A 15,869-nucleotide genomic window follows, 5' to 3' on the forward strand; every position below is an offset into this window, starting at 1 on the left:
TTACGCGAACTGGGCGAGATAGGCGCGCTGGGTCGCGACCGGGTCCGATGCGGCATAGATACCGCTGACCACGGCCACCAGATCGGCGCCGGCGTCGATGATGGGACCGACATTGTCCGGCGTCAGGCCGCCGATCGCCACCCGCGGCACGCCGAGTGCGGCGCTTTGCCGCAGCAGGTCGGCGTGGGCGCGGCTGCTGGTGACCTTGGTGGTGGTCGGGAAGAAGGCGCCGAAGGCCACATAGCTGGCGCCGGCCGCCACGGCCTTCTCGGCATTGGCCAGCTGGTCGTAGCAGGAGGCGCCGATGATGGCCTCGGCACCGAGCAGCGCGCGCGCGCTGGGGATGTCTCCGTCGGTGCCGCCCAGATGCACGCCGGCCGCGCCCACGGCCTTGGCCAGCACCGGATCGTCGTTGACGATCAGCGACACGCCGTGGGCGGCGCACAGGCCTTGCAGGGCCGTTGCCTGTTCCTGCCGCAGGGCATCGCTGGCGGTCTTGTGGCGGTACTGCAGCCAGGTGGCACCCGCGGCCAGCAGCGGCGCGGTACGGGCCAGCAGGCGCGCGGTATCGGGCTCGTCCGGGGTGATCAGGTAGACGCCGCGGGGCGCCGGGGAAGCAGAAGTCATCGATGGCTACCGGTGCGTGGGCTGCAATGGGACAATGGCCGCCCGTGAATCCAGCCCCGATTATCCGATGAGCGACGCCAGCCCCACCACCCTGCGAACCTGGATGTGCGTGGTCTGCGGCTTCCTGTACAGCGAAGCGGAAGGCTTGCCGGAGGAGGGTATTGAGCCCGGGACGCGTTGGGAGGACATTCCCGAAACCTGGACCTGCCCGGACTGCGGGGTGACCAAGGCCGATTTCGAGATGGTCGAGGTCGATTGACCGGCGGGCCACCCGGCCCATCCTGTGGGTGCGGACCGTTGGGGTGGGTGTGGACCGTTGGTCCACACACCGACACCCTCAATGCAGCCGCGGCATCGGCCCGCCGAGGTCGATCAGCTTCTCGCGCAGCCACTGCGCGTCGCTGGCCTCGGGATTGCGCTTCAGGTACTGCCCCAGGTCATGGCGGGCACCGGCCAGATACTCCAGTTGCAGGTACGCCAGGCCGCGGTCGCGCAGCGCGTCGTCCTGCTCGGGCGCCAGTTTCAGCAGGCGGTCGGCACTGCGTGCGGCACGATCCCATTCACCGGCTTCGGCGTAGACACCATGCAGGTTGCGCAGCATGCGCATCAGGATCGCGCGCGCCGGCGCCGGGTCGAGGATCTGCGCCAGCACCTGGTCATCGGGCATCTGTCCGCCCAGGTGTGACTTGGCGCGTTCGCGCAGTTCGTCCACGTCCAGTGGCCGGCCACCGTTGAACGGGTCCATCACCAGCACGCCGTCGTCCACCGGCAAGCGCACCAGGAAGTGGCCGGGGAAGGACACGCCATCCAACGGTATGCCGAGCCGGCGCGCGACTTCCATCTGCACCAGCGCCAACGAGATCGGATTGCCCAGGCGCCGCTCGAACACCTGGTTGAGGTAGCTGTTGCGCGGGTCGTAATACTCGTCGTGGTCGCCGCTGTAGCCCAGCTCGTCGAACAGGTGGCGGTTGATCGCCGCCATTTTCAGTGGGCTGTTGTCGATGCTCTCCACTTCCGAGCGGAGGTGGTCGACATGGCTCTGGATCAGCGCGTCGTAGGTGGACGGCTGCAGATCGGGGTATTCATCGCGCGCGATCAGCAGCGCGGTCGGCAACAAGGGCAGCGCCTCGTCTTCGAGGTCGGCCAGTGCATCCCAGTCGGGGAGTGTGATCCGGTCCTGCATGACCACAGACTGGCGTCATTCGCAGGCGGTTTCAAGCGGTGCCGCGTGAAAAATCCGGGGGTCAGATCCCTTTCGCGTGCGAAAGGGATCTGACCCCTGCAGGGTTGCCGGCCAGCGGCCGGCGCTACCGCGGGCAGAACCCTGTTACTCGATGCCCGGGCCGAACTTCAGCTCCGTGCCATCCTTCAGCTTGAGCTTCTCGGCCTGGCCGGCGTTGAGCTCCAGCACATAGCGCGCCGGGCCACCGCTGGGGTAGGGCGGGCACATGTCACCGGCCGAGCACGGCGGCACATCGCGCTGCTGGCTGACCAGCTTGCGCTGGCTGTCGAAGTACAGGATGTCCAGCGCAAGCTTGGTGTTCTTCATCCAGTACGCCTGCATTTCCTCGCGGTCGTGGATGAACAGCATGCCGTGGTCGGCTGCCAGCTGGTCGCGGAACATCAACCCGCGCGCGCGGGTTTCATCGTTGGTGGCCAGCTCGACCTGGTAGCGGGCGCCATCCAGCTCGACCCAGTGGCGGGCCGCGTCGGTGGCACAGCCGGCCAGGGCCAGCAGCGGAAGCATCAGCAGCGAACGCAACAGCGACATCGTCAGGATCCTTCGAAAGGGTCAGAGCACGACCGGCGGCTCGCCACCGACGATCACCACATCGGCGCGGCGGCGGGCGAACAGGCCGACGCAGACCACGCCCGGCAGCTGGTTGAGCTCGCGCTCCAGCTTTTCCGGATCGGTGATCTGCAGGTTGTGGATGTCCAGGATCTGGTTGCCATTGTCGGTGACCACGCCTTCGCGCCAGGTCGGCTGGCCGCCGGTCATGTCGCGGATCTGGCGGGCGACCAGGCTGCGCGCCATCGGGATCACTTCCACCGGCAGCGGGAACCTGCCCAGCACCGGCACCTGCTTGCTCGGGTCGATGATGCAGATGAAGCGCTCGCTGGCCTCGGCGATGATCTTCTCGCGGGTCAGCGCGGCGCCGCCGCCCTTGATCAGGCACTTGTTGGCGTCGCACTCATCGGCGCCATCGACGTACAGCGACAGGTTGCCGCTGTGGTTCAGCTCGATCACCTCGATGCCGTGCTGCTTCAGGCGCGCGGTGCTCTGCTCGGAGCTGGAAACAGCGCCCTTGATGCGGTGCTGGATGCGGGCCAGGGCATCGATGAAATAGGCCACGGTGGAACCGGTGCCGACACCGACGATCATGCCGTCTTCAACGTACTCGATGGCTTTCTCGGCGGCCAGGCGCTTGGCTTCGGACATGGGAGAACTCTCAGGCAGGGAATCAGGATTTCTTTTCCAGCGACAGCAGCAGCTTCCACTGCGCGGCGGTCACCGGGAACACCGACAGGCGGTTGCCCTTGGCAACCAGCGGGAAGCCCTCGCCGAGTTCTTCGGCGTGCAGCTTGATCTCGTCCAGCGCGATCACCTGCTTGAGCTTGCGGTCGAAGGCCACGTCCACCAGCATCCAGCGCGGGTTTTCGCGCGTGCTCTTGGGGTCGTGGTAGTCGGATTTCGGATCGAACTGGGTGTCGTCCGGGTAGGCCGTACTGGCCACGGTGGCCAGGCCGACGATGCCGGGCACCTTGGTATTGGAGTGGTAGAACAGGATGCCGTCGCCCACCTGCATGCCATCGCGCATGAAGTTGCGCGCCTGATAGTTGCGCACCCCGTTCCAGGGTTCGACCTTGACCTTGGCCAGGTCATCGATGGAGAAGGCGTCCGGTTCGGACTTCATCAGCCAGTAGCGCTTGCGGGCGGTCATGCGTTCACGGGGGCAGCGGAGGGGAACAGGGTGCCGTCTTCGGTGCAGATCGCATCCACCGGCACGTCCCACGACGCCACCGGCAAGGACTCGACCTGCTGCACCGCGAACGCAGCACCGACCAGCCAGGGCGGCGCCGGCCGGTCGTGGCGGAAGGCGAAGCTGCGATCATACCAGCCGCCCCCCATGCCCAGCCGCCGGCACTGCGTGTCGAAACCCACCAGCGGGGCCACCACCAGCGCCATCTGTGCTGGTTCCAGGGTGTCTTCCAGCGCCACGTCCGGCTCGGGAATGCCGTAGCGGTTGCTGGTCAGCGGCTGCCCCGGCCGCCACGGCGCGAAGCGCAGCACGTCGCCGGCCAGCACCGGCAGACAGTAGGTGAGGCCTTCGGGCAACTGCAACTGCCAGCGGTGCAGGGCGATCTCGCCATCCAGCGCCCAGTAGCCGGCCACGGCGCCTTCGCGCGGGGCGAACGGCAGGGCGAGCAGGGCATCGGCAAGCGATTCGGCGGCGGCGATGCGCTCAGCGGCGGAAAGGTCTCGGCGGCGTTGCCGCAGGTCGTGGCGCAGGGCCTGGCGCGGGTCGGTCATGGCAGCGTGCGGCAAGGATCAGCCGTCATTGTGCCGGAAAGAACAAGGGCGACGCCCGAAGACGCCGCCCTTGCTGGAATATTGCATTCTCCGCAATGTCGATGCATGCGAAACGACCTTGAACCCGGGGGCTCAAGTGGGAACGCTGGAGAACCATCGGGCTTCCCGCTGCAAGGCGGACCTGCACTCCCGGCGCTGTCGCGCTCCCGGTGTCGTTCTTAAGGGACAAGGCGAATGTTTGCACATGCCGTCGAGTACCGCAGAGAACGCGTGGCTATTATAGCCAGCACGCAGGATCTGGATAGGCCGTTCGTCGGCAACAGTCCGTGCCAATTCAGATATGAGAAGACGCGTCTTGCACGATTTTCAGGCGCCGCCGTCGATGGCGCGGTCCAGGCGCCGGTTCAGGTCGGCCAGGGTCTGCTGCAGGGCCACGGCCTGGCGGGCGTTTTCGTCGCGCAGCAGCTGCAGTTCGTGGGCCAGGTTCAGCGCGGCCAACACGGCGACGCGATCGACCGCGGCCATGCGGTTGCTGCCGCGGATCTCACGCATGCGCGCGTCCAGCAGGCGCGCGGCGGCCATCAGGCTGTCACGTTCATCGCCGCCGACGCCCACGGTGTATTCACGATCGAGGATGCGGACACTGACCGGTTCGGCGCTCATGTGTGCTGCTCCAGGGATTTGAGCCGGCTGATCATCGCTTCCACCCGCGAGCGTGCCTGCTCATTCTTGGCCAGCAGCGTCGAACGCTCGGCCACCAGCTGTTCCTGCTGGTGGCGCAGGCTGCGGTTCTCCTCGGCCAGGCGCTGGTTGCGGTCAAGCAACGCTTCCACGCGGGCAGCGAAGTCCTGCAGCTGGGCAAGGGGATCGGCGGGTTCCATGCGGGCACGATAGGCAAGCCGGGTAAGGGCGGTCAAGCGTTGTCGCAGCAAGGCTGGACGGCTGCGGAGAGGATGCCGTCGGGTTGCTACACTACGGGGTCTCACGGGCGCGCGCGTGCGCGCCCCGGGTTTCCTTTCCGAACGAGCCGCACGATGACCGAACTTCCCTCCGTCGACGACGTTACCCGCGCCAGCCAGGCGTTGGGCCTGGGCGCCACCGCTGCCGAGCTGCACGGCGCGCTGTGCGGCTGGCTGGCTGCCGGCGGTGCCCCCGGCAACGACTGGCCGGCGCGCGTGCTGGCCGACGACAACCTGCCGCCGGTGGCTGCCGACAGCGTGCTGGGGCAGCTGCTGCAGGCCACCATCAAGCAGCTGGAAGACCGCGACTTCGCCTTCGAGCTGCTGCTGACCGACGGCGACGATGTATCCGCGCAGGCCGATGCCATGTTCAGCTGGACCCGTTCCTTCCTGGGCGGCTTCGGCCTGGGCAGCGGCGGCCGCCGCCCGACCCTGTCCGAAGAGGGCGAGGAAGCGCTGACCGACATGGCCAGCCTGGCGCGTGCCTCCAGCGAGGATTTCGAGGCCGGTGGCGATGATGACGACGAAGCCCTGTCGGAGATCGAGGAATTCATCCGCGTGGCGGTGCTCCTGCTGCACGGCGACGTGGTGCTGGCCTCGCGCCATCGTCAGCGCCTGAACTGATGGACATCAAGCAGCGCACCGGCATTGCCGCCGGCGAGTACAAGCGTCGTCGCCGCCAGCTGATGGACATGGCCGGCGAGGATGCGATCCTGGTGCTGCCGGCCGCGGCCGAGAAGGTGCGCAGCCTCGATACCCATTATCCGTTCCGGCAGGATTCGGATTTCCAGTACCTGAGCGGCTTCCCGGAGCCGGAAGCAGTGCTGGTACTGATCCCGGGCCGACGCCACGGCGAGGCCATCCTGTTCTGCCGCGAGCGCGATGCCGAACGCGAAGCCTGGGACGGCAGCCGCGCCGGCCAGGAAGGCGCGGTGGCGCAGTACGGCATGGACGACGCCTACCCGATCGATGATCTGGACGACATCCTGCCGGGCCTGCTGGAAGGCCGTTCGCGCGTCTACTACCACTTCGGCCGGGATGCCGACTTCGACCTGAAGCTGATCGGCTGGGTCAACCGCGTGCGTTCGCAGGTGCGCCACGGTGCGCAGCCGCCGCACGAGTTCCTCGAACTGGGCCACCTGCTGCACGAGCAGCGCCTGTTCAAGTCCGGTGCCGAAGTGGCGTTGATGCACCACGCCGCGCAGATCAGCGTGCGTGCGCATCTGGCCGCGATGAGGGCCGCCAGGGCCGGCATCCACGAGTACGAACTGCAGGCGGAGCTGGAACGCGTGTTCCGCGCCAACGACGCCGTGCCGGCCTATTGCAGCATCGTCGGCGCCGGCCGCAACGGCTGCATCCTGCATTACCGCGACAACAACGCGCGTTCGCGCGACGGCGAGCTGGTGCTGATCGACGCCGGTGCCGAGTACCGTGGCTACGCCAGTGACATCACCCGCACGTTCCCGGTGAATGGCCGCTTCAGCGCTGAGCAGCGTGCACTGCACGACCTGGTCGGCGATGCGCAGGCCGCTGCGTTGGCCCAGGCCAGGCCGGGCGTGCCGTACGAAGCCGGTCACCTCGCCGCAGTGCAGACCCTGACCGAGGGCCTGCTGCGGCTGGGCCTGCTGAAGGGTACGCTGGAAAAGAACCTGGCCGAAGGCCTGTACCAGCGCTTCTACCGGCACAAGACCGGGCACTGGATCGGCATGGACGTGCACGACGTGGGCGACTACCGCCTGGCGGGTGACTCGCGTCTGCTGGAGCCGGGCATGGCGTTCACCATCGAGCCCGGGTTGTACATCGGCGTGGATGACACGACGGTGGAACCGCGCTGGCGCGGTATCGGCATCCGTACCGAGGATGACGTGCTGATCACCGATGACGGCCATCGCGTGCTGACCGAAGGCCTGGCGCGCAGCGCCGACGAGATTGAAGCGGTGATGGCGGGGTAAGGGGTGTTCTGCAGGGCTTGCAGCCCTGCACCTGCTGCAATCAACGGCAACTGCCAATGCCAGAGCGGCATTCCGTGGGATGGCGGGGCGGTGTGGGTGGTCAGGACACGCCGTAAACCCATCCATGGGGGCTCGATGGCGCCATCCATGGCGCCAACGGTCCTGCCCACCCACACCGCCCCACCCCTGACAGATTCCTGTGGCTGTTGGTGGGTGCCGACCGTTGGTCGGCACATCTGTCAGATATCGAATGAATCATCCACGCATGGCGTGGATCTACGGGCAATTGCGGCTGTTGGTAGGTGTCGACCTTGGTCGACACAGAGCGAGCGCAGCGAGCGACCCGCTTCTGCTTTTCTTTTTCTTTTCCGTGGTTGGACGCGCGCAGGAAACTGTCAAAGGCCGGGCGGGGTGGGTTTGCAGGACCGTTGGCGCCATGGATGGCGCCATCGAGCCCCCATGGATGGGTTTACGGCGTGTCCTGCAAACCCACCCCGCCCGGCAAAGCGCGGCTTTTGAATTCAGCACCCAACCACGAGGGGCTCAGCCGTTCGCCGCCGCAAACGCCGGCCGCGTCAGGTTGTCCGCCTCGCCATCAGTGCACAGCACTTCGTCTTCAATGCGGATGCCACCATACGGACGGAAGAAGTCCACGCGCTCCCAGTTGATCGCATCACCATGGCCGGCGTCCTTCACTTCGTTCAACAGCATGTCGATGAAGTACAGGCCTGGCTCGATGGTCACCACCATGCCCGGTTCCAGCACGCGGGTCAGGCGCAGGTAGGGATGGCCGGCCGGGCGCTCGATGCGGCCACCTTCGTCGCTGGCGGCGAAGCCGGCCACGTCGTGCACCTGCAGGCCGATCAGGTGGCCGATGCCGTGCGGGAAGAATGCGGCGCTGACGCCGGTCTCCAGCGCGGTCTGTGGCGACACCTTGATCACGCCGAAGTCCTTCAGCACGCCCATCAGCGAAAGATGTGCGTCCACGTGCAGCTGCTTGTAGTCGAAGCCCGGGCGCACCGCTGCGCACATCTGCTGCTGGGCCGCGTCGACGGCCGCAATCATCGCGGCGAATTCGTCGTGGCCCTGCGCGGCGTAGGTGCGGGTGATGTCGCTGGCGTAGCCGTGCGCACTGGCGCCGGCGTCGATCAGGAAGCTGCGCAGCGGCTGCGGTGCCTTGCGGCCCAGCTCGGTGTAATGCAGCACGGCGGCGTGTTCGTTCAACGCCACGATGTTGCCGTAGGGCAGTTCGTTGGCATCCTGGCCGACGGCCTGGCAGTACGCCATGTGGATGCTGAATTCGTCGGCACCGTTGCGGAACGCGGCCTCGGCGGCGCGGTGGCCGCGCACGCCCAGCACCTGGGCCTGGCGCATCAGTGCGATTTCATACGGTGTCTTGCTGCCGCGGTGCCATTCCAGGTAGTTCACCACCGGCGCTGGATTGTTCGGCACGTAGTTGCACAGTGCGCTCTGCGGCTCGCCCAGGATCGCGCAGCGCGACGGGTCGGCCGGCAGCAGGGCCAGCGCCTCTTCGGGCTTGCGGATGATGTGGATGTCGAAGTGCTCCACCCACCAGCCACTGGGGGCGTCCGGTACCACGTGCCAGTAGTCGAAGGGCTGGTGGAAGATCACCGCCGGGCGCTTGCCCGGGGTGAACACGATCCAGCTGTTGGGCACGCGGGTCAGCGGCAGCCAGGCCTTGAACTGCGGGTTGACCGCATACGGGTAGTCGCGGTCGTCGAACACCTGGTAGTGCAGGGTGCCACTGGGCACCACCAGATGGTCGAAGCCGCCGCGGGCCAGCGCCTGTTCGGCGCGTCGGCACAGCACGGCCAGGTGGTCGGAATACAGGGCGCCGGGGTCTTGCTGGATCATTGCGGTGGCTCGACACGGAAAACGGCCCTAGATTCTGCCGCATACCGCGAAAAACCGCTGTGCCGGAACCGGCACTCAGGCCGTCGAAACCGGTCCCTCGTCGCTGTCCTCGCCCACCCACTGCCGCAGCAGCTGCCGATGCTCGCGCGACAGGGTCAGGAAGCGGAAGCCGGTCCAGCTCTGCCCGGGAACGTGTGCGGGCTCGCTCCACAGCAGATGCACGCCTACGTCGATGGCCTGCTGGCGGCCATCACCCAATGGCAAGGGAAAGCGCAGCTGGTACAGCGCATCCTCGCGCAGCGGCATGCTGGCCAGCATCAGCATGCCAGTTTCGGAGACATTGCCGAGGCGCCCGACCACGCACTCGCGCATCTGGTCGGTAACCGGCACCAGGTCCGAGACCTGGCGCCGCGGCGCGCGGCGGGTGTCCTGCGGCGGTACGGCTTTCATGCGGGGGTCTCCTGTGCGCGAGCCGTGGCCAGTGCGCGCAGCGCACCGAGGCTGGCTTCCCAGGCGCGGTCGACCAGCCGGCCCTTGTCTTCGGTGACCAGCTGCGCGCGCCCGGCACTGATCTGCCGTGCCAGCGCATCCAGGTCGGTATCGGTGATCTTCTGCCCGCGCGCATTGACGAACAACGCGTGGCCGGTCAGCAGGCTGTACCAGGACAGGCGCTGGCGGCGCATCGTGCCATCGCCCGTGTCGATGTCGAACCAACTGCCGAACGGCAGGCTGGACAGCTGTTGGTAGGCCGCTTCTTCGGCGCTGCTGCGCGGCGTGGCAGGTGCGGCGCCACTGTTCGTGCCGGCGTGCTCGCCCAGGCGCGCACGTGCCTTGAGGCGTGCGCTGAGCTCGGTACGCGAGGTGCTTTCATCCTCGCCGCCGGGCGTGGCCAGCCTGCGCGCGACAGCGGCGGCTTCCTCGGCGTGGTAGCCGACCTGCAGCAATGCGGCCTCCACGTCCGCTGCCAGTGCGGTATCGGTGCCGCCGGGGGCGTCGATGGCCTGCGCGGTGATGGCAGCGATGCGCTCGGTCTGTTGCAGGCGCTCCTGCCATTGCGGTGAATCGTCGCCATGGCGCAGGCGGGTGAGGGTCAGTGCATCGGCCCAGGCCTGGCGCAGCAAGGTCTGCACGAAGCGAGGTGGCGACCGGGTGTCGCAGCACTGGTCGATCTGTGCGGTGGCCTGGCGACGGGCCAGTTCCAATCGTTCCTTGCCGCGCGCGGCTTCCACATGGCGGCGCTCGGCCAGTTCGGCACGATGGGCCGCCGCGCGCTGGTGCTGCTGCACGTCTTCACTGGCGGCGGCAAAGGCTTCCGGCGCACGCGCATCCTGCCCCAGCAGGCCCTGCACGCTCTGCGCCATGCGCTGCAGCAGCTGCGGGTCGACATCCTCATCGCCCAGCCAGTTGGCGCCGACTTCGGCGATCTGATTGAGCAGCTCACGCGCGGGGTGTTCGTCGCGCACGAAGAAGCCCGGATCGGCCATGGCGGCGCGTGCCAGGGGTACCTGCAGGCGGGCCAGCAGCGCGGCCGGCACTGGATCGGGACGCTGCTGCTGTTGCACCTGCTGCATCAGCATGCGCAGCAGGTCGAGGTTGTCCCGGTCGTGACTGCCCAGCTGGGCCTGCGCACCATGCTCGCTGCGCAGCTGCGCGACCACGGCAGCCTGCAGGTCGGCCACACCGGTTGCCGCACTGGACTGGGCCTGCAGGCGCGCGAGGACCGCGTCGACTGCCGCGCTGGGCACCGCGCCGCTGTCCGCCGGGGCAGGGCTGCCGTGCCGCGCCTGCTGCAGCAGTTCATGCAGTGCACTGCCGGTGGAGGTGGTCACGCCCGGCGTGGCGGGGCCGCCAGCGCCGCCCTCGTGGAAGGCGTCCTGTACCAGGCTGGACCAGGAGCCGGCCGGTGCCGAACCGTTCCAGCCGGTCAGGGGGGCTGCGGTGCGCTTGGCCGGCTGCGTGGTGCGGCCGCCCCCCACCGACTGGGTGATGATCCGCCGCGTGCTCGACGAGCGTGCCAGGTAGGGGGTGTAGACCAGCCCCGGCAGTACACCGGACTGGGCCAGCAGGGCATTGGCACGGTCAAGGATATCGCCCAGCCGTTCCAGCACCTGCCGTTCGAAACTGCGATACAGCGCCAGCTGTACCTCGACGCTCAGCGCGTCCTGTTCGGCAATCCGGCGCACCATCGCGCACAGTGCCTGCGGTGCCAGCGGCAGGGTGTCGGCCTCGAAGGCCGGCGCCGCCGCCAGTACGCCCAGGCGTTGGCCCAGCAGGTTCAGTGTGTTGGTTGAACGCAGGGTTTCGCGCCGCACCATCTCGGTCAGCAGCAGGTCGCGATCCACTTCGTGCTCATCAACCAGCGACAGCCCGAGCATGCCCGGCAGCGCTGGTGGCCCAGCACTGGTACTGACACCGCTGACCGGTTCGCGCAACCGCGCGAGGGCGTCGGCCACGGCATCGAGCATGCGATCGGCGAAATGGCCGGCGAAGGCGTGCAGCTGTCCACGCTGGGCCATCAGCTCGGCCTGCTGCTGCGGATTGCGTGCGCGGTCGGCGTCGTGCAGCAGGGTCTGCTCCAGCGCCTCGACGGTCAGGATCAGGGGCGCCGCCAGCGTCTGCCGGCACAGGCCGATCAGCGCGCCCAGCAGCTCACGTACCCGCGGTGGCAGATCGCTGGCGGCCAGGCGGTTCTTGTCGGCAGGAGTGATGGAAAAGACAGCTGACATCGGCAGGCGGTACCCGGATTCCCGCGGATCGATCTGGTGAATCTACCGTGTCGGCCGATGTCGGCGCTACTTTAGGCTGAACGTGAATCGCATCCGCCGGGCCTGGCCCGACCGATGAACGGTAGTGCCGGCCGCTGGCCGGCAGATATGTCTTCACCGGATTGCCGGCCAGCGGCCGGAACGATCCTTTGCCAGGCGAGGATCAATCTTCCAGGAACAGGCTCACCACATCGTTGGTGAAGCGGCGGCCCAGCTCGGTCGGCTGCACATGGCCATCGGTCACGTCCAGCCAGCCGCGCTGCACGGCCTCGGCCAGGGGAGCGTCCAGCACGCTGCGCGGCAGCCCCGTGCGCGACTCGAAATCGCGCAGGCCAAAACCTTCGTGCAGGCGCAGCAGGTTGAGCATGTATTCGAACGGCAGGCGCTCCGGCGCGATCACATCGTCGCCGCCGAACGAGGCGGGCGTGCCGGCGCTGTCCAGGTAGGCCTGCGGGTGCTTCAGCTTCCAACGCCGCAGCACATGCTCCTCGGCGCCGGAACTGATCTTGCCGTGCGCGCCGGCACCGATGCCCAGGTAGTCGCCGAAGCGCCAGTAGTTCAGATTGTGCGCGCTCTGCCGGCCGGGGCGCGCATAGGCGCTGACCTCGTACTGGCCGAAACCGGCCTGTGCCAGCAATGCCTGGCAGTGTTCCTGCATGTCCCAGGCGTTGTCTTCATCGGGAATGCCCTGCGGCGGCCGCGCGAAGAACACCGTGTTCGGTTCCAGGGTCAGCTGGTAGTGGGAGATGTGTGCCGGCTGCAGCGCGAACGCGCGTTCCAGGTCGGCCTCGGCACCGGCCAGGGTCTGTTCCGGCAGCGCGTACATCAGGTCGATGTTGAAGTTGTCGTAGCCCGCGTCCTGCGCCATCTTCACCGCGCGCTCGGCTTCGCCACTGTCGTGGATGCGGCCCAGGCGCTTGAGCATGGCGTCGTCGAAACTCTGGATGCCGAAGCTGAGGCGGTTCACGCCGGCCGCGCGATAGCGGTCGAAGCGGCCATGTTCGGCGGTGCCCGGGTTGGTTTCCAGGGTGATTTCGGCATTGGGCGCGAAACGCAGGCGTGCGCTGGCCTGTTGCAGGAAGCGGTCGATCGCCTCCGGCGGGAACAGGCTGGGCGTGCCGCCACCGAAGAACACGCTGTGCACCACCCGGCCCCAGACCAGCGGCAGGTCCTGGTCGAGGTCGCGCAGCAGCGCATCGATATAAGCGTCGAACGGCAGCTCACCCTTGGCCTGGTGCGAATTGAAATCGCAGTACGGGCATTTGCGCACGCACCACGGCAGGTGCACGTACAACGACAGCGGTGGTGGCACCAGTCGCGGCGGGCTGTCGTGGTCAGCGGAGCAGGCTTCGCCGGGCAGGTGGTTGCAGTGGTCGTGGGCGTGCGGCATGGGCTTCTTCGGTAGTGCCGGCCGCTGGCCGGCTTCCCTGGTTCGATCGGGTGGCGTCAGTACAGCGTCGCCAGCTGCTGCTTGAGCTGCTGCAGGGCAATCGCGCGGTGGCTGATGGCGTTCTTCAGTGCCGGCTCCATTTCCGCGGCGGTCAGGCCATGGGTGGTGTCCAGGAACACCGGGTTGTAGCCGAAACCATTCGTGCCACGCAGTTCGCGGATGATCTGCCCTTCCCAGCGGCCTTCACAGATCAGCGGCTGCGGGTCGGTGGCGTGGCGCAGCAGCACGATCACCGCATAGAAGCGGGCGCTGCGCTGGCCGTCGGGAATGTCGGCCATCGCGTCCAGCAGCTTGGCATTGTTGGCCGCAGCATTGGTCGGATGGCCGGCGTAGCGCGCGCTGTACAGGCCGGGCGCACCGCCGAGGGCATCGACGATCAGGCCCGAATCATCGGCCAGCGCCGGCAGGCCGGTCGCTTCGCAGGCCGCGCGTGCCTTCAGCAGCGCGTTCTCGACGAAGGTCAGGCCGGTCTCTTCCACGTCGCCCAGGCCCAGTTCGGCGGCCGAGGTGATCTGCAGCGGCAGGTCGGCGAGGATCTCCTGCATCTCCACCAGCTTGCCGGCGTTGTGGCTGGCCAGTACCAGTTTCTTCATTGGCGGGGCTCCAGCAGGTCCCAGGTGTTGCCATACAGATCGCGGAACACCGCAACCGTTGCATAGGGTTCTTCGCGTGGCGCTTCCAGGAACTCGACGCCGGCGGCCAGCATCGCCGCGTGGTCGCGATGGAAGTCGTCGGTGTTGAGGAAGAAGCCGACGCGGCCACCGGTCTGGTTGCCGATGCGGCTGCGCTGTTCCTCGTCGCTGGCGCGGGCCAGCAGCAGGGCGGCAGCGCTGCCGTCGGTCGGCCCCACCACCACCCAGCGCTTGCTGCCCTGGTCGATGTCGTCCAACAGGGCGAAGCCGAGCTTGCCGGTGTACCAGGCAATGGCTTCGTCATAGTCGGCCACCACCAGGGTGGTCAGGGCGATGCGCCGGTTCATGCTGACAGCGCCGCCTGCTGTGCGGCCAGCAGTTCGCCCACGCCCTTTTCGGCCAGGCCCAGCAGCGCGTCCAGTTCATCGCGGCGGAAGGCGTGCCCTTCGGCAGTGCCCTGCAGTTCGATGAAGCCGCCGCCGTCGTTCATCACCACGTTCATGTCGGTGTCGCAGTCGCTGTCTTCGGCGTAGTCCAGGTCCAGCACCGGGGTGCCGCGGTACACGCCTACCGATACGGCGGCCACTGCGCCCAGGATCGGGTTGCGCTTGATGTCGCCACGCTTGATCAGCACGTTCACCGCATCGACCAGCGCCACGTACGCGCCGGTGATGGCGGCGGTGCGGGTGCCACCGTCGGCCTGCAGCACGTCGCAGTCGAGGGTGATGGTGCGCTCGCCCAGCGCGTTGCGATCCACGCAGGCGCGCAGGCTGCGGCCGATCAGTCGCTGGATCTCCAGGGTGCGGCCACCCTGCTTGCCACGGGCCGCTTCACGGTCACTGCGGGTGTGGGTGGCGCGCGGCAGCATTCCGTACTCGGCGGTGACCCAGCCTTCGCCCTTGCCGCGCAGGAAGCCCGGCACGCGGTTCTCGACGCTGGCGGTGCACAGCACACGGGTTTCACCGAAGCACACCAGCACCGAACCTTCGGCGTGGCGGGTGAAGCCGCGTTGGATGACGACCGGGCGGAGCTGGTCGGGCTGGCGGCCGCTGGGGCGGGAATCGGACATGGTGCGGGTTCCGTAATGGCAAGGGAGTACGCCGCCACGCCCGCGGCCTTCACGGGGCGGGCAAGGGGGCTCTGGTGAGGGCGCTAGGGTACCATTCCCCCTTTGCACGCACCGGACACAATCCATGATTCGAAGCATGACCGCCTATGCCGGCGGCGAGCGGGTCACCCCGTGGGGCACGCTGGGCTGCGAGCTGCGCTCGGTCAACCACCGCTTCCTGGAGGTCGGCACCCGCCTGCCCGAGGAGCTGCGGGCGCTGGAACCGCAGCTGCGCGAGCGCATCGCCGCGCGCCTGAGCCGTGGCAAGCTGGATCTGGTGATGCGCCTGCGCGCGCCGGAAGCGGCGGCCAACCTTCAGGTGGACGAGGCCCTGCTGGGCCAGCTTGGCCGCCTGGCGCACCGCCTGACCTCCGATTTCCCCAACCTGCAGGTCAGCTTCACCGACCTGCTGCAGCTGCCGGGCGTGACCCGTGGCGAGGCCACCGACGCCGCCGCCCTGCAGGTCGAGGCGCTGGCGCTGCTGGACCAGGTGCTGGATGGCTTCGTCGAGGCCCGTGAGCGCGAAGGCGGCAAGTTGGCTGCGGCCATCAGCGAGCGGGTGGACGGCATCGAACGCATCGCCACCGAAGTCCGCACGCTGATTCCGGCCATTCGCGACGGCCAGCGCGCCAAGCTGGCCGCACGCCTGGCCGACCTGCCGCACCCGGTCGACCCCGGCCGCGCAGAGCAGGAACTTGTCCTGTGGCTGCAGAAGCTGGACGTGGATGAAGAGCTGGACCGCCTCGGCAGCCACATCGTCGAGATCCGCCGCGTGCTCAAGCAGCGCGAGCCGGTCGGTCGCCGCCTGGACTTCCTGCTGCAGGAGTTCAACCGCGAAGCCAACACGCTGGGGTCGAAGTCGGTGGACAGCCGTACCTCCAATGCCGCGGTGGAGCTGAAGGTGCTGATCGACCAGATCCGCGAACAGGTGCAGAACATCGAGTGATGTTGCATCCAGCGGTACAGCAG

Annotated in this window: 19 protein-coding genes and 1 other RNA gene; 4 read left to right on the forward strand and 16 right to left on the reverse strand. The window is 67.9% G+C overall.

The window, feature by feature from the left end; genetic code table 11:
* Positions 1–627, reverse strand: coding sequence for a thiamine phosphate synthase (gene thiE / locus AC5P5S_RS04885; protein ID WP_049395370.1), 627 nt, complete (start codon positions 625–627; stop codon positions 1–3).
* Between the two features lie 34 nt (positions 628–661).
* Between thiE and AC5P5S_RS04890 the strand changes: the two genes are divergently transcribed.
* Positions 662–886 (forward strand): rubredoxin, encoded by a 225-nt coding sequence (locus AC5P5S_RS04890; protein WP_005410905.1) that lies wholly within the window; start codon positions 662–664, stop codon positions 884–886.
* 78 nt (positions 887–964) lie between these two features.
* Here the strand turns inward: AC5P5S_RS04890 and AC5P5S_RS04895 are convergent, their stop codons facing one another.
* The 8 genes from AC5P5S_RS04895 to AC5P5S_RS04930 all read right to left on the reverse strand — a co-directional run bounded on the left by AC5P5S_RS04895 (position 965) and on the right by AC5P5S_RS04930 (position 5,040).
* On the reverse strand, positions 965–1,810 hold the full coding sequence (locus AC5P5S_RS04895) for a SirB1 family protein (protein ID WP_024957828.1): 846 nt from the start codon (positions 1,808–1,810) through the stop codon (positions 965–967).
* A 144-nt stretch (positions 1,811–1,954) separates the two neighbouring features.
* Positions 1,955–2,398: a DUF192 domain-containing protein gene (locus tag AC5P5S_RS04900; RefSeq protein ID WP_062605710.1), complete on the reverse strand. Its 444-nt coding sequence runs from the start codon at positions 2,396–2,398 to the stop codon at positions 1,955–1,957.
* 21 nt (positions 2,399–2,419) lie between these two features.
* Complete coding sequence (gene rpiA, locus AC5P5S_RS04905; RefSeq protein ID WP_005410902.1) at positions 2,420–3,067, reverse strand: ribose-5-phosphate isomerase RpiA; 648 nt, start codon at positions 3,065–3,067, stop codon at positions 2,420–2,422.
* A gap of 22 nt (positions 3,068–3,089) precedes the next feature.
* Positions 3,090–3,569: an EVE domain-containing protein gene (locus tag AC5P5S_RS04910; RefSeq protein ID WP_005410901.1), complete on the reverse strand. Its 480-nt coding sequence runs from the start codon at positions 3,567–3,569 to the stop codon at positions 3,090–3,092.
* Complete coding sequence (locus tag AC5P5S_RS04915) at positions 3,566–4,159, reverse strand: 5-formyltetrahydrofolate cyclo-ligase (protein ID WP_033834478.1); 594 nt, start codon at positions 4,157–4,159, stop codon at positions 3,566–3,568. The genes AC5P5S_RS04910 and AC5P5S_RS04915 overlap by 4 nt, the downstream gene beginning before the upstream one ends.
* An 83-nt stretch (positions 4,160–4,242) precedes the next feature.
* Positions 4,243–4,428: non-coding RNA, 6S RNA (gene ssrS, locus AC5P5S_RS04920), on the reverse strand.
* A gap of 97 nt (positions 4,429–4,525) precedes the next feature.
* Positions 4,526–4,822 (reverse strand): cell division protein ZapA, encoded by a 297-nt coding sequence (locus AC5P5S_RS04925; protein ID WP_006467013.1) that lies wholly within the window; start codon positions 4,820–4,822, stop codon positions 4,526–4,528.
* On the reverse strand, positions 4,819–5,040 hold the full coding sequence (locus AC5P5S_RS04930) for a TIGR02449 family protein (protein ID WP_043034082.1): 222 nt from the start codon (positions 5,038–5,040) through the stop codon (positions 4,819–4,821). Before AC5P5S_RS04930 ends, AC5P5S_RS04925 begins: the two co-directional genes overlap by 4 nt.
* A gap of 153 nt (positions 5,041–5,193) precedes the next feature.
* On the opposite strand from AC5P5S_RS04930, the gene AC5P5S_RS04935 reads away from it, so the two are divergent.
* A complete protein-coding gene (locus AC5P5S_RS04935) occupies positions 5,194–5,742 on the forward strand; it encodes a YecA/YgfB family protein (RefSeq protein WP_005410897.1) in 549 nt (182 codons plus the stop codon).
* A gap of 5 nt (positions 5,743–5,747) precedes the next feature.
* The gene (locus AC5P5S_RS04940; protein WP_086016280.1) at positions 5,748–7,070 is read left to right on the forward strand and encodes an aminopeptidase P N-terminal domain-containing protein; all 1,323 of its coding nucleotides are present in this window, start codon (positions 5,748–5,750) and stop codon (positions 7,068–7,070) included.
* A 543-nt stretch (positions 7,071–7,613) separates the two neighbouring features.
* On the opposite strand, the gene pepQ is transcribed toward AC5P5S_RS04940, so the two are convergent.
* The 7 genes from pepQ to rph all read right to left on the reverse strand — a co-directional run bounded on the left by pepQ (position 7,614) and on the right by rph (position 14,861).
* Positions 7,614–8,945, reverse strand: coding sequence for a Xaa-Pro dipeptidase (gene pepQ / locus AC5P5S_RS04945; protein ID WP_059035314.1), 1,332 nt, complete (start codon positions 8,943–8,945; stop codon positions 7,614–7,616).
* 75 nt (positions 8,946–9,020) lie between these two features.
* Positions 9,021–9,395: a PilZ domain-containing protein gene (locus AC5P5S_RS04950; protein ID WP_005410894.1), complete on the reverse strand. Its 375-nt coding sequence runs from the start codon at positions 9,393–9,395 to the stop codon at positions 9,021–9,023.
* Positions 9,392–11,671: a DUF1631 family protein gene (locus AC5P5S_RS04955; protein ID WP_062605712.1), complete on the reverse strand. Its 2,280-nt coding sequence runs from the start codon at positions 11,669–11,671 to the stop codon at positions 9,392–9,394. The genes AC5P5S_RS04950 and AC5P5S_RS04955 overlap by 4 nt, the downstream gene beginning before the upstream one ends.
* Positions 11,672–11,873: 202 nt before the next feature.
* Positions 11,874–13,100 carry a radical SAM family heme chaperone HemW gene (gene hemW / locus AC5P5S_RS04960; RefSeq protein ID WP_043400308.1) on the reverse strand — a complete coding sequence of 409 codons (1,227 nt, stop codon included), beginning with the start codon at positions 13,098–13,100 and terminating at the stop codon, positions 11,874–11,876.
* A gap of 56 nt (positions 13,101–13,156) precedes the next feature.
* Complete coding sequence (rdgB, locus tag AC5P5S_RS04965) at positions 13,157–13,753, reverse strand: RdgB/HAM1 family non-canonical purine NTP pyrophosphatase (protein WP_005410891.1); 597 nt, start codon at positions 13,751–13,753, stop codon at positions 13,157–13,159.
* Positions 13,750–14,139, reverse strand: a complete 390-nt coding sequence (locus AC5P5S_RS04970; RefSeq protein ID WP_062605714.1) for a VOC family protein — start codon at positions 14,137–14,139, stop codon at positions 13,750–13,752. Before AC5P5S_RS04970 ends, rdgB begins: the two co-directional genes overlap by 4 nt.
* Positions 14,136–14,861, reverse strand: a complete 726-nt coding sequence (gene rph, locus AC5P5S_RS04975) for a ribonuclease PH (RefSeq protein ID WP_043034086.1) — start codon at positions 14,859–14,861, stop codon at positions 14,136–14,138. Before rph ends, AC5P5S_RS04970 begins: the two co-directional genes overlap by 4 nt.
* A 124-nt stretch (positions 14,862–14,985) precedes the next feature.
* Between rph and AC5P5S_RS04980 the strand changes: the two genes are divergently transcribed.
* Entirely contained in the window at positions 14,986–15,846 is an 861-nt protein-coding gene (locus AC5P5S_RS04980; RefSeq protein ID WP_005410888.1) for a YicC/YloC family endoribonuclease, read from the forward strand.
* Positions 15,847–15,869: the final 23 nt, after the last annotated feature.

This window comes from Stenotrophomonas sp. YJH_SMC_54 (assembly GCF_059368435.1).

Excerpts from the sequence above, each read along its gene's own strand:
- rph (WP_043034086.1), bottom strand. The coding sequence starts at position 14,861 with ATGTCCGATTCCCGCCCCAGCGGCCGCCAGCCCGACCAGCTCCGCCCG.
- pepQ (WP_059035314.1), bottom strand. The coding sequence starts at position 8,945 with ATGATCCAGCAAGACCCCGGCGCCCTGTATTCCGACCACCTGGCCGTG.
- rdgB (WP_005410891.1), bottom strand. The coding sequence starts at position 13,753 with ATGAAGAAACTGGTACTGGCCAGCCACAACGCCGGCAAGCTGGTGGAG.
- hemW (WP_043400308.1), bottom strand. The coding sequence starts at position 13,100 with ATGCCGCACGCCCACGACCACTGCAACCACCTGCCCGGCGAAGCCTGC.
- AC5P5S_RS04895 (WP_024957828.1), bottom strand. The coding sequence starts at position 1,810 with ATGCAGGACCGGATCACACTCCCCGACTGGGATGCACTGGCCGACCTC.
- AC5P5S_RS04915 (WP_033834478.1), bottom strand. The coding sequence starts at position 4,159 with ATGACCGACCCGCGCCAGGCCCTGCGCCACGACCTGCGGCAACGCCGC.
- AC5P5S_RS04980 (WP_005410888.1), top strand. The coding sequence starts at position 14,986 with ATGATTCGAAGCATGACCGCCTATGCCGGCGGCGAGCGGGTCACCCCG.
- AC5P5S_RS04930 (WP_043034082.1), bottom strand. The coding sequence starts at position 5,040 with ATGGAACCCGCCGATCCCCTTGCCCAGCTGCAGGACTTCGCTGCCCGC.
- AC5P5S_RS04955 (WP_062605712.1), bottom strand. The coding sequence starts at position 11,671 with ATGTCAGCTGTCTTTTCCATCACTCCTGCCGACAAGAACCGCCTGGCC.
- AC5P5S_RS04950 (WP_005410894.1), bottom strand. The coding sequence starts at position 9,395 with ATGAAAGCCGTACCGCCGCAGGACACCCGCCGCGCGCCGCGGCGCCAG.
- AC5P5S_RS04890 (WP_005410905.1), top strand. The coding sequence starts at position 662 with ATGGCCGCCCGTGAATCCAGCCCCGATTATCCGATGAGCGACGCCAGC.
- AC5P5S_RS04970 (WP_062605714.1), bottom strand. The coding sequence starts at position 14,139 with ATGAACCGGCGCATCGCCCTGACCACCCTGGTGGTGGCCGACTATGAC.
- AC5P5S_RS04925 (WP_006467013.1), bottom strand. The coding sequence starts at position 4,822 with ATGAGCGCCGAACCGGTCAGTGTCCGCATCCTCGATCGTGAATACACC.
- AC5P5S_RS04910 (WP_005410901.1), bottom strand. The coding sequence starts at position 3,569 with ATGACCGCCCGCAAGCGCTACTGGCTGATGAAGTCCGAACCGGACGCC.
- rpiA (WP_005410902.1), bottom strand. The coding sequence starts at position 3,067 with ATGTCCGAAGCCAAGCGCCTGGCCGCCGAGAAAGCCATCGAGTACGTT.
- AC5P5S_RS04935 (WP_005410897.1), top strand. The coding sequence starts at position 5,194 with ATGACCGAACTTCCCTCCGTCGACGACGTTACCCGCGCCAGCCAGGCG.
- AC5P5S_RS04900 (WP_062605710.1), bottom strand. The coding sequence starts at position 2,398 with ATGTCGCTGTTGCGTTCGCTGCTGATGCTTCCGCTGCTGGCCCTGGCC.
- thiE (WP_049395370.1), bottom strand. The coding sequence starts at position 627 with ATGACTTCTGCTTCCCCGGCGCCCCGCGGCGTCTACCTGATCACCCCG.